The following is a 26,312-nucleotide window of genomic DNA, read 5'->3' on the forward strand; positions in this document are numbered from 1 at the left end:
ACGTGCAGATCGACCGGATCGCCGACGACAGCATGCTATCGGCCATGACATCAGGCCTTCGGCACGACGGTGAATTGCTGCGCGCCACATCTGCGCGAAAGCTGCGCGAGGGCGACCGTAACTCCTGGATCGAAGTGGAGCTGCAGGAAGGCCGCAACCGGCAGATCCGCCGGATGCTGGAAGCACTCGATATCGCCTGCCTGCGGCTCGTACGCGTGGCGATCGGCGGCCTGGAGCTCGGCGACCTGCCAAGGGGATCGGTCAGGGCGCTCAACGAGGCCGAACTGAAGGATCTTCGCCGGAAGATCGGTGCCAGCAAGAAAATACGGGATTGAGAATGAACGAAATGATGCCGCATGATTTCTGGCAGCAAATCCATCCACCCGGCAGTCTCGAAACAGGTGGCGACTTCACATCCTTCTTCGTAGCGGAGCTGGAAGATGGCAGGCAATTGCGGTTGCCGATCCGCGTGCTCGCTGACGGCGAGCATGCGTTGGCCTCGCTGATCATCAATCAGGCGAGCTTCGCGGTGCTGGATGCGCTCGCTGAAAACCTCGCAGCAAAGATAGAGCCCTTCGGCATCGACGTGATCGCCGGCCTGCCGACACTCGGTCTCACACTTGCGGCGGCAGTGGCCCAGAAGCTCGGCCATCACCGTTATGTGCCGCTCGGTACCTCCCGCAAATTCTGGTATCGCGAAGAACTGTCGGTCGCCCTCTCATCGATCACCACACCGGAGCAAGAGAAGCGCCTGTACGTCGATCCGCGCATGCTGCCTCTTCTGGAAGGCCGCCGTGTCGCGCTGATCGACGACGTTATATCGAGCGGAACCTCTATTGTCGCCGGGCTCGGTCTGCTGGCAGGCTGCGGCATAGAACCCGTCGTCGTCGGTGCGGCCATGCTGCAATCAGACCGTTGGCGCGCGAAACTCGACAGCGCGGGACCTCAATGGCAGACGCGCACGAAAGGCGTTTTCGCAACGCCTATCCTCGAGCGGACAGCCGAAGGAAAATGGTGTAAACCGGCCTGACCAGCGGCAGGACCGCGCATGAGTACCATTCATTCTTTCATCTGAACGGACTATACAGCATCGGACGAAGAGCTACATTCCGCGTGTGATCGAATACAGGAACCGCCGATGACGCCTGAGCAAGCAGCCCTGCTGATCCTGCTGGTGGCGATGCTCTTTCTGTTCTCCCTCGATCGCTTGCGCATCGAAGTTATCGCGATCGGCGGATTGCTTGCGGGCTATGTGCTCGGTCTTTACCCCGCCGACGGCATTTTTGCCGGCTTCGCAAGCCCCGTTGTCATCACCGTCGTGGAAATCCTGCTGGTCGTCCAGGTCCTGGCGCGAACCAAACTCTTTGATAGCCTCGCCGAGCGCTTCGTCGTATCGCGCCTTTCGCATTTTCAGGTGATATCTGGTGTCTCCGCCTTCAGCGGTTTCGTCTCGATCTTCATGAACAATATCGGCGCTTTCGCGATTACCCTGCCGCTGGTGCTGCGACTGAGCGCCGTCATGGGCATTCCGCGTCGGCAGCTCGTGATGCCGGTCTCCTTCGCCGCTCTTCTCGGCGGTCTCGTTTCGCTGATCGGCACGCCTGCCAATCTTCTCGTCAGTGATGCGCTTGAAAAAGCCACGGGCAAAGGTTTCCGCTTCTTCGATTTTGCCTATGTCGGCCTGCCAGTCGCCATTCTGGGCATTCTGCTGATTACGCTGATCGCACAGCGATTGTTTTCCGAGCCGGACGAACCCGCGGCAGCGCCTCATCCCCCCGCCCGTCGCATCGTCGTCGAGCGCAGCATTCCCGAACATTCGCCACTCGTCGGCGCAACACTTGCTCAATGTCCGGAACGTTTCGGCATTCAGCCGCATGCCCTCGTCCGCGACAGGGCCTTCGTCTTCGGCCCACTCGAACAGTCAGTCATCCAGCCGGGCGACGTTCTCCTGGCCCAAGGTGCGGATTTGATCTTCGCGAATCTGGCCGCCTGCCAGGCGCTGGTGCCGGAAGCCCATCCGCACGGGCTGCAGCCGGATTTCGCCAGCATCGAAGCCGTCGTCATGCCGGAAAGCACCGTCGTCGGCTCGCGTATCGCATCGCTGGAGGTCTTCCGCAATCGCGGGGTCACTGTCTCGGCACTGTCGATGCGCTCTCCCCGTATTGAAGGACGTTTTGCCGATCTGCAGCTTTCGATCGGCGATATCCTGGTGCTGGAAGGCCCGAAAGCGGCAATCGCGGAGGCGCTCGAGGAGTGCGAATGCCTGCCGCTTGCCTCCGCAGTGCCCTTCCCGACATCGTCGGCCTCGTGGCGACCCTTCGCGATCTTTGCCTGCGGCGTCGGTGCCTCCGCCTTCGGTCTTCGCCCCGATATCGCCCTTGCCTTCGTGGTGCTGGCACTCGCCCTGGTCGGTTATCTCAATATTCGCCATGCGATGGCGGATCTCAACTGGCCGATCATTATCATGCTCGGAGCGATGATCCCGATCGGTCAGGCGGTGGTGACAACGGGCACGGCCGAGACCATTGCGGTATGGCTGGGCCTTGCCTTCCCGATCGGCCATCCCTTGTGGGGCATCGCGCTGGTTCTGTTTCTCGCCATGGCACTGACACCCTTCGTCAACAATGCGACGGTTGCGATCGTTCTGGCTCCGATAGCGCTGGAGTTCGCACGCGTCGGTCAGCATGCGCCGCAGGCCTATCTGATTGCGGTGGCGGCTGGCGCATCGCAGGATTTCCTGACTCCCTTTGGCCATCACAACAATACGCTGTCGATGAGCATCGGCAGCTATCGCTTCGGCGATTTCCTGCGCGCCGGCTGGCCGCTAACGCTCGCCGGCTATATACTCACGCTCATCCTCATTGCCCTCTTCTGGCTTTGAATGAGCCTTTGCTTGACTTCCCCGGCAATGAAACTAGAGCAGAGACAGTCTCAGACGATAGAAGGACAGCCAAGCGCCGTGCGTATTCTCTCCGAAGCCCATTTCCCGGAACTGCCGAACTACTACCGTGGCAAGGTGCGCGAGAATTACGATCTTGCGGATGGGCGGCGCATCATCATTAGCACTGATCGGCTGAGCGCCTTCGACCGCATTCTGACCTGCATCCCCTACAAGGGACAGGTGTTGACGCAGACAGCCCGCTACTGGTTCGAAGCGACGAAGGACATCTGCCCCAACCACGTTCTCGACTATCCCGATCCGAATGTCGTCATTGGCAAGCGGCTCGATATTCTTCCCGTCGAGATCGTCGTGCGCGGCTATCTCGCCGGCACGACCGGCACGTCGATCCTCACACTCTATAAGAAGGGCGAGCGCGAAATGTACGGCATGCGCCTGCCCGACGGCATGCGCGACAACCAGATTCTTCCAGAACCGGTCATCACGCCGACCAGCAAGGAATTTGACGGCGGTCACGACGAACCGCTGACGCCGGCTGAAATCGTCAGCCGCGGGCTATTGACTGGAGAACAGTGGGAAACGCTTTCCAAGTATGCGCTGGCGCTTTTCGCTCGCGGCCAGGAAATAGCGGCAAAACGCGGCCTGATCCTCGTCGACACCAAATATGAATTCGGCACGGACGAGAACGGCAACATCATTCTCGCCGACGAGATCCATACGCCCGACAGCAGCCGCTACTGGGTAGCAGAAACCTATCCCGCTGCTTTCGCAGCGGGCAATCGCCCGGAAAGCTTCGACAAGGACTTTGTCCGCGCCTGGGTAGTCGAACGCTGCGATCCCTACAAGGATGCGATTCCGGAAATTCCGGTCGCGTTGATCGAGCAAACCTCGGCCGTCTATATCAAAGCCTATGAGTGGATCACCGGTGAACACTTCGTACCCGACGACCGCGGCGAAACGCCCGCCGCGCGTGTCCGCACAAATCTCGCGCCCTATTTCCCCTGAACCGCGTGACTAGGCTGGGAGTCGGCTTGCAGCCTTTCGGCCAAACGCGCTAGCATTGAAAAAAGGGGTGTCGGGCCAAGCCCGGCGGGGGACAAATGGCACGCAGGCCCAGACGCAAGGCCGAAGAGACCCGGGAGGATATCCTCTCGATGGCGGAGACGCTGTTTCGCCAGCACGGATTTGTGGCGGTTTCCATCGCCGATATCGCCGCCTCGCTACACATGTCACCGGCCAACGTCTTCAAGCATTTCCACTCCAAGGCGGTCCTCGTCGATGCGATTGCCGAGCGCCATCTCGGCAATGCAACAGAGCGCTTCGCCGCAGTCGACACGAGCCTGCCGCCGAAGGAGCAGTTGCTGAGCTTCGTCCTGCGCCTGCTCGACAGCCATCTGCAGGACATCCAGCAGAACCCCTACATCTTCGAAATGGTGATCTCTACGATCGATGCCAAGCTCGACGCTGGCCATCGCTATCGCGAGCGAATAGAGCAGAAACTCGGCGAGATCATCCGTGAAGGTGTGGCTGAAGGCAATTACCATTGCGACAATACGGACGCGGCAGCCCGCACCGTTGCAGACGTTCTCGCCTGTGTTCTGCATCCCATTCTCATTGCCAAGGACGACAAAAACACGCTTGTCCATCGTGCGGAAACAATCGTGTGTTTCGTGGATGCCGCACTGCAAAATAACCCTTGCTAAGTGACGATTGCTGAATTACGTCACTTCATAAAGCTTTTCTTAATATCGGATAACGGCACCTGTTTCCGGATCAATCATCACTCCTATATAGAGCGGCGCCTCCTAGGGCCGGCGATTGAACCGCTACTGCCAACCGCACAGGAAATTCAGCATGACCAGGCGCGCCCTCATCGTCTCCTCGGCCCTCTTGCTCGCTTTGGGCCTCGCCGCCTGCAACGACAGCGGCAGCAAGCCCGCCGGCAATGCAGGCGCTGGCGGTGCCGCCCAGCAGGCCGCCCCGGTCGGTGTGGTCACGCTGAAGAAGGACACCTATCCGATCACCACGATCCTGCCCGGCCGCGCCGAAGCCTTCCAGGTGGCCGATATCCGCCCGCAGGTGAGCGGTATCATCCGCGAGATCGCCTTTAGGGAGGGCGGTGAAGTCAAGAAGGGCGACCTGCTCTATCAGATCGACGATGCGGCCTATCGCGCCGCTGTCGAGCAGGCCCAGGCGGCCATCTCCAAGGCTCAGGCAAGCGTGCCGAGCGCCCAGAGCAATTTCGACCGCTACCAGCGGCTTGTCGGCAGCGGCGCGACGCAGATCGAGTTCGAAACCGCCCGCACAGCGCTGGCCCAGGCAAATGCCGAAGTCGAAGCGGCCAAGGCCGCGCTGACATCGGCGCAGATCGACCTTGACCACACGAAGATCGTTGCGCCCTTCGACGGCATTATCGACCAGACCGCCTATAATGTCGGCAACCTCGTTGCCGCCAACCAGTCGACCGCGCTGACCACCATCCGCCAGCTTGATCCGATCTATATTTCGCTGACGGAATCGAGCACCAACCTTTTGAAGCTGCGCGATGCGATCGCTGCCGGGGAGGTCAAGGGCGAGGACAACAATGTTGCCTTCCGCCTGATCCTCGAAGACGGCCGCGAATATAATCAGAAGGGCAAGCTCGACATGTCGAAGCAGGTCGTCAGCGAAACGACCGGTACCTTCATTATCCGCGTTGTCTTCCCGAATCCGGACCATGTCGTCCTGCCGGGCATGTATGTGCGCGCGACGGTCGAGCTCGGTGCCGAGACAGGATATTCCCTGCCGCAGCTTTCGACGACCCGCGATGCCAACGGCCGCCTGACCGCACAGTTCATCTCCGCCGAGGGCAAGGTCGAGACCCGCGTCTTCCAGAATGCTACGCCCTCCAACAATTCCTGGCTCGTAACCGAGGGCGTGAAGGACGGCGATCAGCTGATCGTCAGCGGCCTCCAGTCGATTGTATCAGGCATGCCGGTGAAGCCGGTTCCGATGAAGATCAATGATAACGGCGTGGTTGTCCCTGCCGATCAGCCCGTGGCCGGAGGCGAACCGAAGCCCGCAGCAAAGTGATGCGCAGGCGCTTCCGTTTCGTCACCGTCCCAGCCGCACAGGAATAACTGATGGCCAAGTTTTTCATCCGACGACCGATCTTCGCCTGGGTCATTGCGATCACCATCATGCTCGCCGGTCTGCTCGGCATCTTCACGCTGTCGATCTCCCAATATCCCGACATTGCGCCGACCACGGTCCGCATCAACGCCAGCTATCGCGGTGCAAGCGCCGAAACGGTCGAAAAGTCAGTGACCACCCTCATCGAAGACGGCATGACCGGTCTCGATGACCTGACCTACATGACCTCGACCTCATCGACGGGCTCGGCCAGCATCTCGCTGACTTTCGGAACGAGCATCAATCCTGACATCGCGCAGGTGCAGGTGCAGAACAAGCTGCAGCTCGTCCAGTCGCAGCTTCCGGGCGACGTCATCGATGCCGGTATCAGCGTCACGCGTTCCACCTCGAGCATTCTTCTCGTCGGCTCGCTGATCTCGACAGACGGCAAGCGCACTTCCGTCGACCTCGGCAACATCATGTCGACCTCGATCGAAGACCAGATCCAGCGTCTGGAAGGCGTGGGCAGCATCAATGTGTTCGGCTCCGGCTACGCCATGCGCGTCTGGCTGGATCCGTTCAAGCTGCAGAAATACCAACTCACCCCCGGCGACGTGACCTCGGCCATCCAGGCACAGAACACCCAGGTCTCCGTCGGCTCGCTCGGCGCCCAGCCGGCCGTCCCGGGCCAGCAGATCAACGTCACCATCACCGCCCAGAGCCAGCTCACCACGGTCGCCGATTTCGAGCACATCATCCTGAAAGTCGAAAAAGACGGTTCGACGGTACGGCTCAGCGACGTCGCTCGCGTCGAGATCGGCCAGGAAAGCTATGGCGGCAGCTCTCGCTACAACGGCCTGCCATCGTCTGGTTTCGCCATCAACCTCGCAATCGGCGCGAACGCCATCGATACCGCCGCCCGTGTCCGCACCGCTCTCGAAACGATCGGCCGCGGCCTGCCGGAGGGCGTCGAGATCACCTATCCCTACGACACGACCCCCTTCGTCGAGCTGTCGATCGAAAAGGTCGTGCATACGCTGATCGAGGCGATCGTGCTCGTCTTCGTGGTTCTGCTCATCTTCCTGCAGAACCTGCGTGCAACACTGATCCCGACCATCGCCGTTCCCGTCGTACTTCTGGGCACGTTCGGCATCCTCGCGATAACAGGGTACTCAATCAATACGCTGACCATGTTCGCCATGGTGCTGGCGATCGGCCTTCTCGTCGACGATGCCATCGTCGTCGTCGAAAACGTCGAACGCATCATGTCAGAGGAAAAGCTCTCGCCGCTGGAGGCGACCGAGAAGTCGATGGGCGAAATCACCGGCGCCATCGTCGGCATCGCTCTCGTACTGACCGCCGTCTTCATCCCCATGGCTTTCTTCGGCGGCTCGACCGGTATCATCTATCGCCAGTTCTCCATCACGATCGTGTCGGCCATGTTGCTTTCGGCCCTCGTCGCTATCGTGCTGACGCCGGCGCTCTGCGCCACGATGTTGAAGCCGGTCAACGAGCACAAGAAACATCGCATCGGCGACTGGTTCAACCGCAACTTCACCCGCTCGACTAACGGCTATGTCCGCACCATCGGCTACCTGTTGAAGCGGCCGGTCCGTGTCATGCTGGTTTTCCTGCTGGTCGGCATCGGCTGCGCGTATCTCTTCACCCGCCTGCCGAGCTCGTTCCTGCCGCAGGAAGACCAAGGCGTGCTCCTGACCATCGTCACCACGCCGCCTGGGTCCACCACGCAGCAGACCCAAGCCGTCGTTGAAAAGGTCGAAAAATACTACCGTGAAAACGAGAAGGATGCGGTGGAATCCGTCTTCGGCGCGCTCGGCTTCGGATTCAACGGTTCGGGTCAGAACAGTGCCATCGTCTTCACCAAGCTTAAGGACTTCTCGCTGCGCACTGATCCAAGCCTCAGCGCGCAGTCGGTGGTCAGCCGGGCGCTCAAGAGCTTCTTTGCGATCCGCGAGGCTCAGGTCTTTGCGCTGCTGCCGCCCGCGATCCAGGGTCTCGGCGTATCGAGCGGCTTCTCAATGTATCTGGTGGATACCGGCGGCCACGGCAATCAAGCCCTGACCGCCGCTTCTAAGCGGTTGATCCAGATGGCTGGCGCCACCGGCAAGGTCGTGGCACTTCGCTCGAACAACAAGGAAGTCGAGCCGCAAATGAAGATCCTGATCGATCAGGAGAAGATCGGCGCCATGGGTGTCGATCTTGCCTCGGTCAATTCCATGCTGTCGATCATCTTCACCGGCCGCGACGTCAACGATTTTACGCTGAATGGCGAGATCAAGCCGGTCTACGTGCAGGGCGACGGCCCCTTCCGCATGCAGCCGACCGATCTGAACCACTGGTATGCCCGCAACAACGCCGGCGAGATGGTGCCTTTCTCCGCCTTCACCACCACCCAATGGGTTGACGGCGCGCCGTCTCTTGCCCGCTTCAACGCGGTCAGCGCCATTCCGCTGGATGGTGGCGCGGCACCAGGCGTCTCCTCAGGTGAAGCGATGAACGAGATGGAAGCCCTGACTGAACAGCTCGGCGGCGGCTATACGGTTGCCTGGCAGGGTATCTCCTATCAGGAACGCCTCTCGGGCTCGCAGGCGCCGATGCTCTACGCGATCTCGGTCCTCGTCGTCTTCCTGTGCCTGGCCGCGCTCTACGAAAGCTGGTCGATCCCGTTCTCGGTCATTATGGCAGTGCCGGTCGGCGTGCTCGGAGCGCTTACCGCGGCAACGCTCTTCGGGCAGGCGAACGACGTCTATTTCAAGGTGGGCTTGCTCACGACCATCGGCCTTGCGGCGAAGAACGCGATCCTGATCGTGGAATTCGCCAAAGACCGGATGGAAACAGGACTGGGCCTCTTCGAGGCGACGCTGGAGGCTGCAAGGCTGCGCCTGCGTCCCATCATCATGACCTCTCTGGCATTTATCCTCGGCGTCGTGCCGCTGGCGATCGCAACGGGCGCGGGTTCCGCTGCCCAGAACGCGATCGGCATCGGCGTCCTCGGGGGCATGCTTTCTGCGACGATGCTGGGCATTTTCTTCGTGCCGAGCTTCTTCGTCGTCATCCGCCGCATCTTCGCCACACGGCAAAAAAATGAGGCGGGAGTGTGATATAAATGCACTGTGAGAAAGCTTTTCAGATTGCTACATTGCGCCCGGACTGCTTCGGCATGATGTTTGGCGTAGAGAACGAGGCGCGTTAGCCGATAGTGAAGCATGACGCTTCGGACAAGAATTGACTTGCTCGAGTTACAGGATGAAATGCATGGTACCCCTTCGTTATGCCACACCGGCGCTATTATTATTGCTTTCGGGCTGCGTCTTAGGCCCTGACCACGTACCTCCTGAAATGTCGCTTCCTGGAAAATTCAGCGAAGGTGGCAAAACGAACATCGGCGATGTCGCTACCACGGCCTGGTGGACCGCCTATAACGATCGCAAGCTCGACAGCCTCGTCCAGACCGGCCTTAGCCAGAACCTGACGGTTCAGCAGGCCATTGAGCGCATCAATTCCGCTTCTGCCAACGTGACCATCGCCGGCGCCGGCGCCTTGCCTGCCCTCGATGTCGGTGCGTCCCACACCATCAGTGGCCAGAGCGGCGAACTGCGCACTCAGTTCGACACCCGCAACACCAGCGCCGGACAGCTTTCCCTGTCCTGGCTGCTCGATCTGTTCGGCCTCTACAAGCGCAACAAGGAAAGCGCCCTCGCTTCGCTTGACTCCGCTTATGCAGCCGCCGATGTCGCCAAGCTGTCCTTCATCCAGGACCTTGTCTCAACCTATATCGATCTACGCTTCTTCCAGCAGCGCCTGGCGCTTTCGAAGGCCAACCTGAAGTCCCGTCAGGAAACCTACGACCTCACCAAGTTCCAGCTTGAGGCAGGCGCGGCGTCCCGCCTCGACGTCGTACAGGCTGAAGGTCTTGTTCAGTCTACGCTCGCAGAGATCCCCGGCCTCGAAACCAACATCCGCGTTTCGGCCCATCATATCGCCACCCTCCTCGGCCAGCCGGCCGGTTCGATGGTTGATGAACTGCTGCGTGGCTCCGGCCAACCCACTTTCCGCGGCGGCATCAATTCCGGCATTCCGGCCGATCTGATCCGCAACCGTCCGGATATTCGCCAGGCTGAGCGTAACCTTGCGGCCGCCACCGCCCAGATCGGTGTCGCAGAGGCTCAACTCTATCCGTCGATCTCGCTGTCCGGTTCGATCTCGCCGAGCTACATCAACCAGCGCGGCTTGCACGGCGGGCTGTCGGCATGGTCCTTCGGCCCGACCCTAAATCTGCCGATCCTCGACGGCGGCCGCTTGCGCGCCAACGTCGAAGTTTCCAAGTCCGACGCAGCCGCATCCTATCTCGCCTGGAAACAGACCGTCCTGACGGCTGTCCAGCAGGTCGAGGACGCCCTGTCGTCCGTCCGCCGCGATGCCCAGACGGTCGATGCGCTCCGCGCCCAGGTCAGGACGACGCAGGAAACTCTCGAACTTTCGACGGCGTCCTATAAGGACGGCGCTTCCTCGCTGCTCGACGTTCTCGACGCCCAGCGCCAGGTTTCGCTTGCTCAGGCAAGCCTTGCTGCTGCTGTTCAGCAGATGGCCAAGGACTATGCTGCACTCAACATCGCAGTCGGCGGGGGCTTCGCTCCGGGCGGCAAGACCACCGCTCCGGCACCGGCCAAAGTTGCCAAGGGCATGTGAAATCGTCGCCCATTGCTTGTTCAGGCCCCGCGGTTTCCGCGGGGCTTTTTGTTTGCGCTGATACCGCCAGGACAGATAATCCGCCCACTGAGTAAATTTGGATTCGACAAGCCCTAACCGCTACGCTATGCAATTGCTTAAACGATTAAGCGCAGCGCCTCGAAATCATGGCTTCACAACGCCCGGGTCCCAATCTCAGCAGGATAGCGACGTCGCTCGGCGTCTCCGTTGCTACGGTCTCGAATGCGCTCTCCGGCAAGGGCCGAGTTTCCAATGCCCTGATCGAGAGAATTCGTACGCATGCTGCCGAACTCGGCTATGTGCCGAGCCAGGCCGGACGGGCGCTGCGCACGGGCCGCAGCGGCGTGCTGGGCCTCGTCCTGCCTGATATCGCCAATCCGCTCTTCCCGAAGATTGCGCAGGCCATCGAATTTGCTGCCTCCGCCGCCGGTTATGGGGTACTGATCGCAGACTCCCGCGGCGACATCATGGCGCAGACCGAGGCAATCAACCGGCTGGTGGAACGTGGTGTCGACGGCATGGTTGTCGTGCCTCGCCGCGCCACCCGCATTTCCGCCGCAAGCTGCCCGGTCGCAGTCATCGATACTGCCTCCACGCCCGGCAATACGGTCGCCGCCGACCATTGGCAGGGCGGCAGGGAGATCGCCGCCCATCTCGCCGGCCTCGGCCACAAGCAGATCCTGATCATCGGCAACAATCAGGAATCCAATGTCCAGAATGACCGAGCCGGCGGCATCAGGGCCGGCCTGCAGCCCGGCATGCGTTCCGAAATGCTGTGGATCGAACGCCTGGAGCACGAGATGGGCGCCGGCTGCCGGTTGGGCCTTGCGGAAAAGACGCGTCAGGGCTTCACCGCCTTTGCGGCCCTTTCCGACCTGCAGGCCCTGCGGGCGCTGACCGAACTGCAGCAGGATGGCATCAGCGTTCCGACCGATGTCAGTGTCACCGGCTTCGATGATCTCATCTGGTCGCCTGTCGTCACGCCGTCGCTGACGACGGTGAGGATGGACATGGACACTATCGCCGAAATCGCCATCTCCGCGCTGGTCGACAGAATAAACGAAAGCGGCACTCGGGAGGGCGTGCTGGTCACGGCGGAGACCGAACGCGTGCCCATGCAACTCATCATCCGCCAGTCATCCGGGCTCGCGAACCCGGCACCAAAAACCTCAGAGATGGAGAACATGTAGAATGAAGAAAACCCTCATTGCATCGGCAGCCCTGGCCGCGCTTTTTCCCCTTGGCGCCGCGGCACAGGATCGGACGCTGACCATTTCCGTCTATGCCTTCGCGCAGGATGACTACAAGTCGATCGTCTACGACCCCTTCGAAGCCAAATGCGGCTGCAAACTCGTTGTCGAAACCGGCAACAGCGTCGAGCGCATCGCCAAGATGGAAGCCAACAAAGCCAATCCGGTGGTCGATCTTGCCGCCGTCTCCATGGCTGACGGCCTTGCCGCCGCCCGCGCCGGCCTGATCGACAAGGTCGATACTTCCAAGCTCGAAAATTTCTCCAAGCTCTATGATATCGCCAAGGATCCGAACACCGACGGCATGAGTGTCGGCTACACCTTCTACGCCACCTCGATAGCCTATCGTTCCGACAAGATGAAGATCGAGTCCTGGGCCGATCTCTTGAAGCCGGAATATGTTGGCCACGTTGCCTTCCCGAACGTCACGACCAATCAAGGTCCGCCGGCGCTCTATATGCTGGGCCTTGCACTCGGCAAGGACGCGCCCGACCTCACGGCGCCGATCGAGGCACTCGGCGAAAAGAAGGGCGAGATCGTCACCTTCTACGAAAAGTCTTCCCAGCTCGTACAGCTCATGCAGCAGGAAGAAATCTGGGCCGCTCCGATCGGCCGCTTCTCCTGGGCAGGCTTCACCAAGCTCAATGTTCCCGTCGCCTGGGCAACGCCGAAGGAGGGTCAGACCGGCGGCATGAACGTGCTGGTCATGACCAAGGGATCGAAGAACCAGGATCTCGCACTGCAGTTCATGGATTTCTGGCTGTCGACCGAAGTCCAGACCAAGCTCGCCGAAAAACTGATCGACAGCCCGGCGAACAAGGAAGTGAAGGTCTCCGACGAGGTCGCCAACAACATCACCTATGGCGAAGACACCGCCAAGAGCCTGAAGCTCATCCCCGCCGCAGCCGCTCTCGACAATCGCAATGGCTGGCTGAAGGAATGGAACGAAAAGGTCGGCCAGTAAGCCGCTGCCGATAACGGTCCCGGCGCCGGCCGGGACGACCCTTCCTCCGCTCGAAAGGCGTTACATGTTCCAGAACCGCGCCGAAGCACTGGCACTTGCCCTGCCGGCAGCGATCTTTGCAGCCGTGGTCTTTCTGCTGCCTGTCGCGATCCTGCTCTCCGAAGGTTTTCGTAGCGGCGGCGCGTGGACACTTGCTGCCTATACGGATTTCTTCTCCGAAACGCTGAACCGCACCGTCTTCTTCCGCACTTTCCGGCTTGGCCTCGAGGTCACGGCGGTTTCAGCCATCATCGGCTACGCCGCCGCCTTTGCGATCGTCAATCTGCCGCCGAACGGCAAGGGCCGCATGATCGGCCTCGTCACCCTGCCGCTGATGATTTCGCCGGTTGCCCGTACCTACGCCTGGATCGTTATCCTTGGCCGCACCGGCATCGTCAATGAAGCCATTACAGGTCTCGGCTTGAGCGCGGAACCTCTGCGCCTGCTCTTTACCGAGACCGCCGTCTTCATCGGTCTGCTGCAGCTCTTCCTGCCACTGATGATACTGTCGCTCATCAGTGCGCTCGAGAACATACCGAAGGATGCCATTCCCGCCGCACGCGTCCTCGGCGCCAACTGGTTTCAGGTCTTCTGGAAGGTCATCCTGCCACTGACGAAGGAAGGTCTCGTCGTCGGCGGCACGTTGGTCTTCACCGGCTCACTGACCGCCTATATCACGCCTGCCATCCTTGGCGGCTCCAAGGTGCTGATGCTGGAAACGCTGTTGTACCAGCAGGTGTCTGTCGCCAACAATTTCGTTTCGGCGAGCGTCATCGCCTTCATCTTGATCGTCATGAGCTTCGCCGCCAATATCTTGCTCAAACGGCTCGCAACCGCGAGGAACCGTCGATGAGCATCCGCCTCCTCTCACCTGTCGTGCTGTTCTTATTGCTGGTCTTCCTGATCGGCCCCTTCCTGATCATCATCGCCGCCTCGCTTTCGGCCGGAGATACGCTGGCCTTCCCGCCGCAGGGCCTGTCGTTGCGCTGGGTCGCCAAGGTCTTCACCATCGACAGCTTCCGCGACAGCTTCGCCATGTCGATGTTTCTTGCCGTCTTCGGCACACTGGCGGCGCTCGTCCTCGGTGTTCCCGCCGCCTATGCGCTATCGCGCTACAGGCTTCCGGGTTCCGAGACGGTGAGAACCATCGTCTCGCTGCCGATCATCGTGCCCGGCATCATCGTCGGTCTGGCGCTGCTGCGTTATCTGGTGGTTCCTTTCGGCTTCAATATCACGCTGGCGCTCTTCTTTGCCCATACCGCGCTGGTACTGCCCTATGCCGTGCGCGTGGTGTCCGCGAGCCTCGGGAACCTGCGCTCCGATATCGAGGAAGCAGCCGTCTTGCTCGGCTCCTCGCGGCTCGGCGCTTTCCTCCGGGTCGTCATGCCGAATATCCGCGGCGGCATTCTCGCCGCCTTCATTCTCGGCTTCGTCACCAGCTTCAATCAGGTGCCGGTGTCGCTCTTTCTCTCCGGTCCGGGCGTGCGCACGCTGCCGATCGACATGCTGGGTTACATGGAAACCACCTACGATCCGTCCATTGCCGCGCTCTCGGCGCTGCTCGCCTTCCTTTCGATCGGCATCGTCTTTCTCGCCGAACGCTTGCTGGGATTCTCTCGCTATGTCTGACGCATACCTTCAACTCGACAAGCTGACGCTCGCCTATGGCGATATGGTTGCGGTTAAGGACCTCGACCTGTCGATTGCCAAAGGCGAACTGGTGGCACTCCTCGGCCCCTCCGGCTGCGGCAAGACGACAACCATGCGCGCGATTGCCGGCCTGCTCAATCCCGCCTCTGGCCGCATCAACCTTGATGGCGCCGATATCACCCGCGTCTCCGCCAACAAACGCGCCGTCGGCCTTGTCTTCCAGTCCTATGCGCTTTTCCCGCATCTGAGTGTCTATGAGAACGTCGCCTTCGGCCTTCGCCTGAAAGGGCTGCGCGGCCAGGATCTCGACAACAAGGTCAATGCCGGCATCAAATCCGTCGGCCTCACGAAATTCGCCGGCCGCAAGCCCGGCGAGCTCTCCGGCGGCCAGCAGCAACGCGTAGCACTTGCCCGCTCCATGGTCATGGAACCGAAGGTGCTGCTGCTCGACGAGCCACTCTCCAATCTCGACGCCCGACTGCGTCTGGAAATGCGCGCCGAGTTGCAACGCGTCCAGAAGGAAACAGGCGTGACGATGATCTTCGTCACCCACGACCAGGCGGAAGCCCTTGCCCTTGCCGATCGCATCATCGTCATGCTGAACGGCGGTATCGAGCAGATCGGCACACCTGAGGACATCTATAACAGGCCGGTTTCCTCCTTCGTCGCTGATTTCGTCGGCTTCGAGAATGTCTTTGCGCTGAAGGACAGAAAGCTTGCGATGCCCAACGGCTCAGTTGCGCTTTCCACACCTGCCCCTGAAGATGCGGCGGGCCTGGCATGGCGACCCCGCGCGGTTGTCCTTGGTTCTGGCCCGTTCCAGGGCAGTGTGCGCGGCACGTCTTTTGCCGGCAACAGCCGCGAATACCTGCTGGACAGCGCGCTTGGCCCGATCAAGGCGGAAGTCGACGCTGCCCTGCCGCAGCACGAACTCGGCAGCACGATCGCCTTCGACCTGCCGGTTGCAGCCGCCGCAAGCCTCAAGCGGTTCGGGTGAGATCATGGGCGTTTGGATCGACACAGACATGGGTTTCGACGACATCGCCGCCATCATGGTGGTGATGAACGCCGAGCACGACATCGATGGCGTCTCGTTGGTTTTCGGCAATGCGCCGCTGCCGCAGGTACGCACCAATGCAGCGGGTGCGGCAAAGGCCTTCGGCTGGAAATTTCCCATTCACACCGGCCGGGATATGCCCGTGCTCGGCAAACTTGAGACGGCGCAGGCGATCCTCGGCGAAAGCGGTATTCCGACAACGGGAAAACACCTGCCGCCGGCCCCGATCCTGGCAGACAGCGATGCCTTCCTCGCCCTCTGCCGCTGGCTGGAGCTGGAAGGCCCGCATCGCATCCTGGCGCTTGGTCCGCTGACGAATATCGCCGCGCTGGCGCTCGCCCGGCCCGATCTAGCAACCCGCATCACCGAACTCGTCTGGATGGGCGGCGGCGTCACCTCGGGCAACCACACGGCCTCTTCAGAATTCAATTCGCTCGCCGATCCGGAAGCGCTGGCGATCGTCATCGGCCACAAGCTGCCGCTACGCATGGTCGATCTCGATCTCTGCCGCAAGGTGCTTGCCAAGCCTGAGGATGACGATCCAGTGCGCGCTGCCGGCGGCGCAAATGCCGAACTGATCGCCGACATGTTCGCTGGCTATATCAGAATCGGCACCAGCCGCGGTCGCCCCGCCATGGCGATCTACGACCCTTCGGCTGCCGTCGCCTTCGTCGCTCCGCAGGTGGTGAGCTTCCGCCCTGCCCGCATCGATGTGGAATTACAGGGACAGCACACGCGTGGGCGTACAGTCGTTGAAACCCGTGCCACCCATGCAACGTTCAATGCGCAGTTCGCTGCCGACATCGACGCCGACATGGCGCGTGTCATCATTCTCGCCGCCCTGGTCAACGAGGCCCGCAAATGACCGCCAACTCGCGCCATGAACCTGCCGACCTCAACGAACCGGCCTTACGCGCCCGCGCGGTGGCTGCCGCTCGCGGTGACAGCCCCTTCGATACGCTTATTGCCGGCGGCCGCGTTCTCGATGCCGTCACCGGCCTGATCCGCGAGGCCGATATCGGCCTCGTCGGTGCTTTGATTGCGAGCGTGCACGCGCCGGCAAGCCGCACCGATGCCGCTGATGTAATCGACGCGACCGGCAGCATCATTTCTCCCGGCCTTATCGATACGCATATGCATATCGAAAGCTCGATGGTCACGCCGGCCGAATATGCTGAAGCCGTGTTGCCGCGCGGCGTCACGACGATCGTCTGGGACCCGCACGAGTTCGCCAATGTCCATGGTCTCGACGGCGTGCGCTGGGCGATCGAAGCTTCGCGCAATCTGCCGCTGCGCATGATCCTGCTTGCTCCCTCCTGCGTTCCCTCTGCCCCTGGGCTTGAACTGGCCGGCGCGGATTTCGATGCCGACCTCATCACCGAGCTGCTGCGCTCTCCAGCGATCGGCGGTGTCGCCGAGGTGATGAACATGCGCGGCGTCATCGACAACGATCCGCGCATGACCGCAATCGTCAATGCCGGCCTGACCTCCGGCAAGCTCGTCTGCGGCCATGCCCGCGGGCTGGAGGGGGCCGACCTCAATGCCTTCATGGCCGCTGGTGTCACCTCCGATCACGAACTTACCTCGGGCGCTGACCTCCTGCAGAAGCTCGCAGCCGGGATGACGATCGAGCTGCGTGGCTCTCATGATCATCTGCTGAAGGAATTCGTCGATGCGCTTGATGGCATCGGCCACCTTCCGCCAACCGTCACACTGTGCACTGACGACGTCTTCCCCGATGAGCTCTACCAGAATGGCGGCCTCGACGATGTGGCGCGCCGCCTCGTGCGTTACGGCATGCGCCCGGAATGGGCGCTGCGTGCGGCGACCCTCAACGCCGCCCAGCGGCTGAAGCGCTCCGATCTTGGCCTGATCGCTCCTGGCCGCCGAGCCGATCTCGTGCTGTTCGAGGATATCAGCGAATTCAAAGCCCGCGCCGTCATCGCCAATGGCCGCCTGGTTGCCGAAGATGGCGCAGTGAGGGATCCGATCCAGCCACTCGATGCCGGTCCGCTGATGCAGTCGGTCAAGCTCGCACCGTTTGCTGACGATGATTTCCGCATCCCCGCGAACGGAAGCAAGGTACGCCTCGCAACGATCGACCGCCCGCGCTTTACCCGGTGGGGCGAAGCCGAGGCAGATATTCGCGAAGGTTTCGTCGTGCCGCCGGCCGGCAGCGCCATGCTCGCGGTCGCACATCGCCACGGACTGGCAGATGGCAAGCCGCGTGTCGGCTTCCTGACCGGCTGGGGTGAGTGGCACGGCGCCTTCTGCACCACCGTCTCGCATGACAGCCACAACCTCACAGTCTTCGGCGGAAATGCACGAGACATGGCGCTGGCAGCAAACGCCGTCATCGAAGTCGGCGGCGGCATGGCCGTGGCAAAGGACGGCTGCGTCGAAGTCCTCTTGCCCCTGCCGCTCTCCGGCCTCGTAACCGATGCCTCCCTGCAGGAAACCGCCAACGGCTTCGCTGCCATCCGCAAGGCCATGGAGAAGATCGTCGACTGGAAGCCGCCCTATCTGGTCTTCAAGGCCTGCTTCGGCGCGACGCTTGCCTGCAATATCGGCCCGCACCAGACCGACCGCGGCATTGCCGATGTCATCACGGGCAAGGTGCTGGAAAGCCCGATGTTGGAGACCTTCTGAGGCAGCTTACGCCTCAGTCTTGAGTTCCCGCTCCACCAGCGACACCCAATAAGCCGCGCCATATCCGAGCGCCTCGTCATTGAAGTCGTAGGCAGTGTTGTGATGCAGCGCTCCATCGACAGCCGGACCGTTGCCGAGCCAGACATAACAGCCTGGAGCATTTTGCCCGAAGAACGCGAAATCGTCGCCGGCGGTGGATGGCGGAAAGCTCGTGCGCACCTTCTCGCCAAAGACCGCCTGCGCGGCCCGGAGCGCCCGTGCAGTCGCGTCCGCATCATTGATGACGGGCGGAATACGGCGTTCGAATTCATAGTCTACCGAAATACCGAACATCGCGGCTGTGCCCTGCGCCAGGCGGCCAATTTCCGTTTCGAGCTGGTCCCGCACCTCGGGCGAATAGGCGCGCGCCGTTCCGCCGATCTCGACGATATCAGGAATGACGTTCAATGCCTTCGGATTGCCGGCCTGTACCGAACAGGCGCTGACGACAGCCGGCTGAAGCGGATCGACGACCCGCCCGACGATCGTTTGTAGAGACGCAAGGAAAGTGCCGGCAGCCGTGATCGGATCGCGGCCGAGATGCGGTTTTGCTCCGTGCGTACCGATACCCCGGAAAGTGATCCGCCAGCTATCGGATGAGGCAAGCTGCGGCCCCTCGACGACAGCGATCTCATCAACGGCAAGCCCGGGCATATTGTGCAGCCCATAGACGGCATCGCAGGGAAACTGCTTGAACAGCCCCTCCTCCACCATACGTCTCGCCCCACCGCGGCCCTCCTCGGCCGGCTGGAAGATGAAATGAACCGTGCCGGAAAAACCGCGCGTTTCGGCGAGATAACGCGCCGCGCCGAGCAGCATCGTCGTATGCCCGTCATGACCACATGCATGCATCTTGCCCGGCACTGTCGATTTATAGGGGCGATCCGCCGTCTCCGGCATGGCGAGAGCGTCCATGTCTGCCCTCAGCCCGATCGTGCGCGTGCCGTTGCCGATCTGCAGCGTGCCGACGACACCGGTACCGCCGAGGCCACGATGCACCTTGATGCCAACCCCTTCCAGAAGCTTTGCGACGATATCGCTGGTGCGCTCCTCTTCGAAGCCGAGTTCGGGGTGGGCATGGAGGTCTCGGCGGAGGGAGGTCAGAAAGGGCAGATCGTTGCTGATCCGGGCGGGAATGCTCATAAGCCTGGATATCCTGTAAAACGAAAACGGGCGCCCGACGGCGCCCGCATCAGATCATTCTTTTTTCAACAAACAGCCGCGGAGTTCAACCCCTCACGCCTCTTCGACGAAGACCTCTTCACGCTTGCGCTTGACGCTCGGCAGGAAGACGATGATCAGCACCGCCACGGCGATCGCCAGCAGAATGGCACTGATCGGCCGTGTGACGAAGGTCGTCGCATCACCGCGTGACAGGATCATGGCCCGTCGCAGGTTTTCCTCCAGCAGCGGCCCGAGCACGAAGCCGAGCAAGAGCGGCGCCGGCTCGCAGCGAAGCTTGGCGAGCACATAGCCGATGAGGCCGAAGAAGGCGACGGCATAGAGGTCGTAGACGTTGGAATTGACGCTGTAGACCCCGATCGAGCAGAAGGCCATGATGACGGGGAATAGCACGTAGTAAGGCACCGTCAGCAGCTTCACCCACAACCCGATCAGCGGCAGGTTAAGGATGACAAGCATCAGATTGCCGATCCACATGGAGGCGATGATGCCCCAGAAGAGCGCCGGCTGCTCCGTCGCGACGTTCGGTCCGGGTACGATACCCTGAATGATCATTGCGCCGACCATCAGCGCCATGACCGGATTTGCCGGAATCCCGAGCGTCAGGAGTGGAATGAACGACGTCTGCGCACCGGCATTATTGGCCGATTCCGGCCCAGCAACGCCGGCGACCGCGCCATGGCCGAACTCCTGCGGCCTCTTGGAGACACGCTTTTCCACCGTATAGGAGGCGAAGGAGGCGAGGATCGCCCCGCCGCCCGGCAGGATGCCGAGCGCGGAGCCGATGACTGTGCCGCGAATGACCGGCGCGATCATCTCCTTGAACTCTTCCTTTGACGGCAACAGCCCGGAAACCTTCGCCATTAGCACCGTGCGCGTCTTCTCGCCTTCCAGATTGCGCAGGATTTCCGCAATACCGAAGACGCCGACGGCAAGCGCCACGAAATTCAGGCCGTCGGCATATTCGCGAATGCCGAGCGTGAAACGCGGCGTACCGGTATAGATATCCGTGCCCACGAGGCCGAGCAGCAGGCCGAGCGCCACCATTGCCAGCGCCTTGACGACCGAGCCATGTGCCAGCGCGATCGAGGATACGAGGCCGACGATCATCAGCGAGAAATATTCTGCCGAACCGAACTGCAGTGCAATCGCCGTCAGTGGCGGAGCAAAGACAGCCACGAGGAAGGTCGATACCGAGCCGGCGAAGAAGGAGCCGAGCGCGGCAATTGCAAGCGCCGCACCCGCCCTGCCCTTCCGCGCCATCTGATAGCCGTCAATGGCTGTCACTGCCGAGGAAGATTCACCGGGCATATTGATGAGGATTGCCGTCGTCGAGCCGCCATATTGCGCGCCGTAATAGATGCCGGCGAGCATGATGAGCGAGGAAACAGGCTCGAGCTGGAAGGTGATCGGCAGCAGCATGGCGATCGTTGCCGTGGCGCCAATACCGGGCAGCACGCCGATCAGCGTGCCGAGCAGCACGCCGATAAGGCAGAAGAACAGGTTTTCCGGGCTTGCCGCGGTGTAGAAACCGAGAGCGAGATTGCTGAAGAGTTCCATACTCGCCTCCTAGAACCGGACCCAGGGGCCGAAACGTTCGAACGGCAGCCCGAGCGCATAGCTGAAGACCCCAACCGAAAAGACCGCCAGCAGCAGCGAAAGAATCAGCGCGAACAGCACGTTCATGCGACTGGATGCAAAGCAGGCGATGAAGGCCGTCAGGAAGATTGCCGGCGCAAAACCGAGCCCGCGGACCGTCAGTCCGAAAAAGACCGGCGCCGGCAGGATGAAGAGCATGCCACGCCAGGCGAACGGCTCGATCGGCTCACCCTGAACCCGCACTGCCTGCACGAGAATGATGAGGCCGAGCAGCACGAGGATGCCTGACAGGACGAGTGGGAAGTAGCCAGGTCCCATGCGCAGCGCCGTACCGATATCGAGGTTGAGCGATTGATAGGCGAAAAAAGCGCCGGTCGCAGCGAGCAAGGCGCCGCAGATGATATTGGTGGTGTCGAAACTGAGAGATTTCATGATGTCTCCTAGAGTTGGAGATGGAGCGTCGCTGCGGAATCAGGCTGCGCAAATACCCTCCTCCCGGCCCGGGAGGAGGGTGCAAATGCGGCAGTCCGGCTTCAGTCCGCGTATTCGCCGGCAGCTTCGATGACGGGCTTCCAACGGGCGATTTCGCTCTCGAGCTTCGCCTTCAGCGCAGCCGGCGTCGCATCGGCGTCCGAAGAGGGAGCCGTGCCAAGCTCGGCAAAGCGGGCGGCGACGTTCGGGTCCTTCAGCGCGACCTGCAGCGACTTCGACAGACGCTCATTGATTTCGGCCGGCGTGCCCTTCGGCGTGTAGACGCCATGCCAGATACCGACTTCGAAGCCCGGCAAGCCGGCTTCGACCGCCGTCGGAATGTCCTTGAGAACATCAAGGCGAGCCGGCGAGGTCACCGCATAAGCCTTGATCGTACCGCCCTTGATCTGCTTCGTCGTATTGGTCGTCTGGTCGCACATGATATCGACCTGGCCGCCGAGAAGATCTGTCATGGCCGGACCGGTACCCTTGTAGGGAACGGTCGTGAGCGGTGTCTGGATGGCGCTCATGAACATCATGCCGCAAAGGTGGGATGCCGCACCGATACCCGCATTGGCGACGGTAACCTTGTCCTTGTTCGCCTTCACATAGTCGATCAGGCCCTTCAGATCGGCTGGTTCGAAATCCTTGCGGGCGACGATCGTCATCGGTACATCCGTGACGAGACCGACATAGTCGAAGGCGTTCAGCGTGTCATAGGCGAGCTTGCGGTAAAGCGTGGCGCTGGTCGCCATGCCGATATGGTGCAGCAGGATCGTGTAGCCGTCCGGATCGGCATCAGCAACTCGCCCGGCACCGAGCGTGCCGCCAGCGCCGCCGACATTTTCAACGACGATCTGCTGGCCGAGATCCTTCGACATGGATTCGGCAACGAGGCGCGCAACAGTATCGGTCGGTCCGCCGGCGGAGAAAGGCACGACCATGGTGATGCTGCGTTCGGGATAGGTCTGCGCCGAAGCGGCGTGAGCGAGAAGCGAAACGGCAGCGGCGGCAGTCACGCCGAGCATGGCCTTCAGGATTTTCATCGTTTTCCTCCCTGATGAAAATGACTAGTCCCGCCGGCACATCCTCCGCACCGGCTCGGATGGTTCATTTGCACGCCTGGGACTTGCTGTCGCAATCGCGGCGCGAAGAAAGGAACGACGATTTTGCGACAGTGCGCCGCACCATGGGTTGATTTGGAAACAATTGGTGAAAGTGATGGGTGGAAATCCACCCATTACCTGTCCTTACCGGTTGCGCGGCAGCACGACCTCGCCGGTTTCCAGCAGCGATTTGAGGTTGGAAAGAATTTGCGGCCACCCACCGGATACGGCACCGATGAACTTGGAGCCCTCGACCGGCATCGAGAACACCCTGAAACAGGCGATCACATTCAAAAATCGGAATTGGATCAGAGCTCGCGGCGCGTCTCGCCGGTCATCTCATTGACCAACAGCTTCTTGTCGAGACCATATTTCTGCATCTTCTCATAAAGCGTCTTGCGCGAAATGCCGAGCGATTCATAGACCGGCTTCAGGCTGCCGCCATGGGCGACAAGCGCATTCGCAATCACGCCGCGCTCGAATTCGGCGACACGTTCGGCAAGCCCCGCAGCCTCGGCCTGCCTGCCGCCGCCGTCGAGGCCAAGCACGAAGCGGTCAGCGGCATTGCGCAATTCGCGGACATTCCCGGGCCAGTCACGCTGCCCGATGTCGGAAATCACATCCGGCGGCACGGCCATCTCATCCTTGCCGTAGCGTGCTGCCGCCTCCCTGACGAGTTGCATGAAAAGCAGTGGGATGTCTGCCCGGCGTTGCGAGAGCGACGGCACATGAAGGGTCGCGACATTCAGGCGATAGAGAAGATCGGCGCGGAACCGGCCGCTCGCGACCTCCGCTTCCAGATCGACCTTGCTTGTCGCGATGAATCGCACATCGAGCGGCACGATCTCGTTCGAACCGAGCCGCGAAATCATTCTCTCCTGCAGCACCCGCAGGAACTTCGCCTGCAGATCGACCGGCATGGAGCCGATCTCATCGAGGAGGATGGTGCCGCCGCGTCCATGTTCGAACTTGCCGTAACGAGGCCGCACCGCGCCCGGGAAGGCGCCGGCCTCGTGGCCGAAAAGCTCGCTTTCGATCAGGTTTGCCGGCAGTGCCGCACAATTGATGGCAATGAACGGTCTGCTTGCCCTTGCACTGATATCGTGCAGCGCACGCGCCACCACTTCCTTGCCGGCCCCTGTATCACCGATAATAAGCGTGTCGGCATCGCTCGCCCCGATCGCACGGATGCGGTATCGCAGATCGACCATGATCTGGGTGCGCCCAGGCAGCCGCGCTTCGATATCGTCGCGCTTGCCGGCAACTGCCTTCAGCAGCCGGTTTTCAAGCACGAGGCCGCGCCGTTCCATGGCGCGGCGGATGACGCCGGCAAGCATCTGCGGCGTAAAAGGCTTCTCGATGAAGTCATAGGCGCCCTCGCGCATCGCCTTGACGGCAAGCTGCACATCGCCATGCCCGGTGACGAGAATTACCGGCACCTCGGTATCGAGTTCGCGGATCTTCTGCATCAGCGTCATGCCGTCCATGCCGGGCATGCGGATATCGGTGACGACGACACCCGGAAAACTGTAGCCGATCAGCTCCAGCACATGATCCGCGTTCGAAAACGTCTCGACGCTGAAACCTGATAATTCCAGCGCCTGCGCCGTCGAGCGGCGCAGTTCCTCCTCGTCATCGACGAGCAATATCTTCTGTTCGTTCATTCCGCCGCCTCCGGCACCATGCCTGCCGCCGCCAAAAGCTCGATACGGAATACTGCCCCAACCTCCGGATGGTTGGAGACGGTCAAGCTGCCACCGAAATCCTTGATGATGTTGTAGGAGATGGAAAGCCCGAGCCCAAGCCCCTTGCCGACGCCCTTGGTGGTAAAGAAGGGATCGAAGATGCGCTCGGCAATCGCGGCCGGCACGCCCGGTCCATGATCGCGTACGGTCAGAACCACCCTGCCAGCCTCTTCGGATGCCGAAACCTCGATACGCCGATCCTCCAGTCCCTCGACCGCATCGGCCGCATTCGAGATCACATTGACCAGCACCTGCTGCAGACGCACCGAGCCGGCTTTGACCACCGGCGGCCGCGCCCCAAGATGCAGCCGGAGATCGGCATCAGCCGCCTTCAGTCGCCAGGCGATGATCTCCAGCGTGTCGCGGATCGCCTCGTCGAGCGGCACGGGACCGAGCTTCTCATTGGGCTTGCGTGCGAAATTGCGCAGGTGCCTGCTGATCGAGGCCATGCGGTCGATCAGCCCGCCGATGCGCTGGATATTGTCCTGCGCTTCGGCAGTGCGGCCCCTCTCCAGCAGAACGGCGGCACTGTCCGTATAGGTCTTGGCGGCGGCGAGCGGCTGGTTGAACTCATGCGAAAGCGCCGCCGACATCTGCCCAAGCCCGGCAAGCTTGCCCGCCTGGATGAGATCGGCCTGTGTCTGGCGCAGCTGCTGCTCTGTCAGACGCCGCTCGGCGATCTCCTCCTCGATGCGGCTGTTGACGCGGGCAAGATCGGCCGTGCGCTCATCGACCCGCCGCTCCAACTCGTTCTGAGCCTCGGCCTGCAATTGCAGGCGCTCCGCAAGCCGCACGCGCCGCTGCCGCAGAATGGCGAATGTCAGCGCGGCAATGCATAGAACAAGGAACACCACAACCAGCGCCGTGCGGGCCTGCGTCCGGATGGAGCTCGTATCCATCAGCACGTTCACGGTCCAGTCTTCGGCCGGCATGTAATGCGAAAGGACGAGATATTCGCTCTGACCGCGATCGCCAGCGAGCGTCATCAGGTCATGATACTCGAAGCGATGGCGGATGACCGGCAATTCGACGAGCTTGGCATTGGCATAACGTCGCGATGCCTCGGTGCGCGCCACGCGATCCGCACTCAGGGGCAGGATTGCCCCGTAGAGCCAGTCCGAACTGTCAGACATGAAGATGATGCCCTCGGGATCGGAGACGAAGATACGGTACTCACCGCCGCTCCAGGAGGATTCGATCACATCGATATCCACCTTGAAAACAATGACGCCGCGAATTTCTCCATCGACCCAGATCGGGGAAGAGAAATAATAGCCGCGCTTCAGCGAGGTCGTGCCGAGTGCATAGAAGCGTGCATGATGCCCGCCGATCGCCTCCTGGAAATACGGTCGGTAGCTGAAGTTTTCACCGACGAAACTGCCGGGGTTGTCAAAATTGCTGGCAGCAATCGTCTCGCCATCCGGCCGCACGACATAGATGTCGGAGGATTTCAGGAGTCCGTTAATTTCCTTCAGGTAGAGATTGGCATTGTCGCGCAGCGACCGATCATCCGGCCGGGTCACGAGATCCTTGATATCGTTGTGATCGGCGATCAGCGCCGGCAAGGCCTCGTAGCGGCTGAGATGGCCGCTAAGCGCGGAAACCGCAAGCCTGAGCGCGGTACCCGCCTGCGCCGAGGCTTCACCCATATAGGCGCGCGTGGCGACCGCGCTCCCGTAATAGAAGAAAGCGAAAACAAGCAAGGGTGCAGCGCAGAGCGCCACAATGACACGATAGCGCGAAGACAGAGTCTCGCTCCTCCCTTTCAGCCTCCGCTCCCGTGGAGGCATAACCCGACGCTCCGAGTGTAATGAGCACGG

At 61.4% G+C, this 26,312-nt stretch carries 20 protein-coding genes and 2 pseudogenes (1 of these 22 only partly in view); 15 read left to right on the forward strand and 7 right to left on the reverse strand.

Annotation, left to right across the window (positions count from 1 at the left end; all coding sequences use genetic code 11):
* From ACK9YZ_RS16740 to ACK9YZ_RS16810, 15 genes are all read left to right on the forward strand, one after another.
* A protein-coding gene (locus ACK9YZ_RS16740) for a pseudouridine synthase (RefSeq protein ID WP_416064563.1) crosses the window boundary here: on the forward strand, positions 1 to 335 show its final stretch. The gene continues 472 nt to the left of window position 1, outside the view; only the last 335 of its 807 coding nucleotides appear in the window; the start codon falls outside the window, past its left edge; its stop codon occupies positions 333 to 335.
* 11 nt (positions 336 to 346) lie between these two features.
* Entirely contained in the window at positions 347 to 1,030 is a 684-nt protein-coding gene (locus ACK9YZ_RS16745; RefSeq protein ID WP_416066759.1) for a phosphoribosyltransferase, read from the forward strand.
* A gap of 108 nt (positions 1,031 to 1,138) precedes the next feature.
* Positions 1,139 to 2,881, forward strand: coding sequence for an SLC13 family permease (locus tag ACK9YZ_RS16750; protein ID WP_416064564.1), 1,743 nt, complete (start codon positions 1,139 to 1,141; stop codon positions 2,879 to 2,881).
* A gap of 78 nt (positions 2,882 to 2,959) precedes the next feature.
* Positions 2,960 to 3,904 (forward strand): phosphoribosylaminoimidazolesuccinocarboxamide synthase, encoded by a 945-nt coding sequence (locus ACK9YZ_RS16755; protein WP_416064565.1) that lies wholly within the window; start codon positions 2,960 to 2,962, stop codon positions 3,902 to 3,904.
* Positions 3,905 to 3,999: 95 nt separating this feature from the next.
* Positions 4,000 to 4,602 carry a TetR family transcriptional regulator gene (locus ACK9YZ_RS16760; RefSeq protein ID WP_416064566.1) on the forward strand — a complete coding sequence of 201 codons (603 nt, stop codon included), beginning with the start codon at positions 4,000 to 4,002 and terminating at the stop codon, positions 4,600 to 4,602.
* Positions 4,603 to 4,753: 151 nt separating this feature from the next.
* Positions 4,754 to 5,971: an efflux RND transporter periplasmic adaptor subunit gene (locus ACK9YZ_RS16765; protein WP_416064567.1), complete on the forward strand. Its 1,218-nt coding sequence runs from the start codon at positions 4,754 to 4,756 to the stop codon at positions 5,969 to 5,971.
* 50 nt (positions 5,972 to 6,021) lie between these two features.
* A complete protein-coding gene (locus ACK9YZ_RS16770; protein WP_416064568.1) occupies positions 6,022 to 9,132 on the forward strand; it encodes an efflux RND transporter permease subunit in 3,111 nt (1,036 codons plus the stop codon).
* A gap of 154 nt (positions 9,133 to 9,286) precedes the next feature.
* Positions 9,287 to 10,720 carry an efflux transporter outer membrane subunit gene (locus ACK9YZ_RS16775; RefSeq protein WP_416064569.1) on the forward strand — a complete coding sequence of 478 codons (1,434 nt, stop codon included), beginning with the start codon at positions 9,287 to 9,289 and terminating at the stop codon, positions 10,718 to 10,720.
* 167 nt (positions 10,721 to 10,887) lie between these two features.
* Positions 10,888 to 11,931 (forward strand): LacI family DNA-binding transcriptional regulator, encoded by a 1,044-nt coding sequence (locus ACK9YZ_RS16780; protein WP_416064570.1) that lies wholly within the window; start codon positions 10,888 to 10,890, stop codon positions 11,929 to 11,931.
* A gap of 1 nt (position 11,932) precedes the next feature.
* A complete protein-coding gene (locus ACK9YZ_RS16785) occupies positions 11,933 to 12,955 on the forward strand; it encodes an ABC transporter substrate-binding protein (protein WP_216755755.1) in 1,023 nt (340 codons plus the stop codon).
* A gap of 64 nt (positions 12,956 to 13,019) precedes the next feature.
* Positions 13,020 to 13,847 carry an ABC transporter permease gene (locus tag ACK9YZ_RS16790; RefSeq protein ID WP_216755756.1) on the forward strand — a complete coding sequence of 276 codons (828 nt, stop codon included), beginning with the start codon at positions 13,020 to 13,022 and terminating at the stop codon, positions 13,845 to 13,847.
* A complete protein-coding gene (locus ACK9YZ_RS16795) occupies positions 13,844 to 14,623 on the forward strand; it encodes an ABC transporter permease (RefSeq protein ID WP_416064571.1) in 780 nt (259 codons plus the stop codon). Before ACK9YZ_RS16790 ends, ACK9YZ_RS16795 begins: the two co-directional genes overlap by 4 nt.
* Positions 14,616 to 15,641, forward strand: a complete 1,026-nt coding sequence (locus ACK9YZ_RS16800) for an ABC transporter ATP-binding protein (protein ID WP_416064572.1) — start codon at positions 14,616 to 14,618, stop codon at positions 15,639 to 15,641. Before ACK9YZ_RS16795 ends, ACK9YZ_RS16800 begins: the two co-directional genes overlap by 8 nt.
* Before the next feature lie 4 nt (positions 15,642 to 15,645).
* Entirely contained in the window at positions 15,646 to 16,566 is a 921-nt protein-coding gene (locus ACK9YZ_RS16805; RefSeq protein WP_416064573.1) for a nucleoside hydrolase, read from the forward strand.
* A complete protein-coding gene (locus ACK9YZ_RS16810) occupies positions 16,563 to 18,350 on the forward strand; it encodes an adenine deaminase (RefSeq protein WP_416064574.1) in 1,788 nt (595 codons plus the stop codon). Before ACK9YZ_RS16805 ends, ACK9YZ_RS16810 begins: the two co-directional genes overlap by 4 nt.
* A gap of 6 nt (positions 18,351 to 18,356) precedes the next feature.
* Here the strand turns inward: ACK9YZ_RS16810 and ACK9YZ_RS16815 are convergent, their stop codons facing one another.
* The 7 genes and pseudogenes from ACK9YZ_RS16815 to ACK9YZ_RS16845 form a co-directional block, all read right to left on the reverse strand.
* Entirely contained in the window at positions 18,357 to 19,532 is a 1,176-nt protein-coding gene (locus tag ACK9YZ_RS16815) for a M20 aminoacylase family protein (RefSeq protein WP_416064575.1), read from the reverse strand.
* Between the two features lie 93 nt (positions 19,533 to 19,625).
* A complete protein-coding gene (locus ACK9YZ_RS16820) occupies positions 19,626 to 21,131 on the reverse strand; it encodes a tripartite tricarboxylate transporter permease (RefSeq protein WP_216755762.1) in 1,506 nt (501 codons plus the stop codon).
* A 9-nt stretch (positions 21,132 to 21,140) separates the two neighbouring features.
* Positions 21,141 to 21,602: a tripartite tricarboxylate transporter TctB family protein gene (locus ACK9YZ_RS16825; protein ID WP_216755763.1), complete on the reverse strand. Its 462-nt coding sequence runs from the start codon at positions 21,600 to 21,602 to the stop codon at positions 21,141 to 21,143.
* 101 nt (positions 21,603 to 21,703) lie between these two features.
* Positions 21,704 to 22,687: a tripartite tricarboxylate transporter substrate-binding protein gene (locus ACK9YZ_RS16830; protein ID WP_416064576.1), complete on the reverse strand. Its 984-nt coding sequence runs from the start codon at positions 22,685 to 22,687 to the stop codon at positions 21,704 to 21,706.
* Between the two features lie 204 nt (positions 22,688 to 22,891).
* Positions 22,892 to 23,011 (reverse strand): annotated as a pseudogene (locus ACK9YZ_RS16835) (ATPase); the annotation flags it as partial.
* Positions 23,012 to 23,055: 44 nt separating this feature from the next.
* Entirely contained in the window at positions 23,056 to 24,411 is a 1,356-nt protein-coding gene (locus ACK9YZ_RS16840) for a sigma-54-dependent transcriptional regulator (protein ID WP_216755765.1), read from the reverse strand.
* Positions 24,408 to 26,310: pseudogene (locus tag ACK9YZ_RS16845) on the reverse strand (sensor histidine kinase). Before ACK9YZ_RS16845 ends, ACK9YZ_RS16840 begins: the two are co-directional and overlap by 4 nt.
* Positions 26,311 to 26,312 lie beyond the last annotated feature (2 nt).

Origin of the sequence: Rhizobium sp. ZK1, from assembly GCF_047782645.1 — a bacterium.
Taxonomy (GTDB): Bacteria; Pseudomonadota; Alphaproteobacteria; order Rhizobiales; family Rhizobiaceae; genus Rhizobium.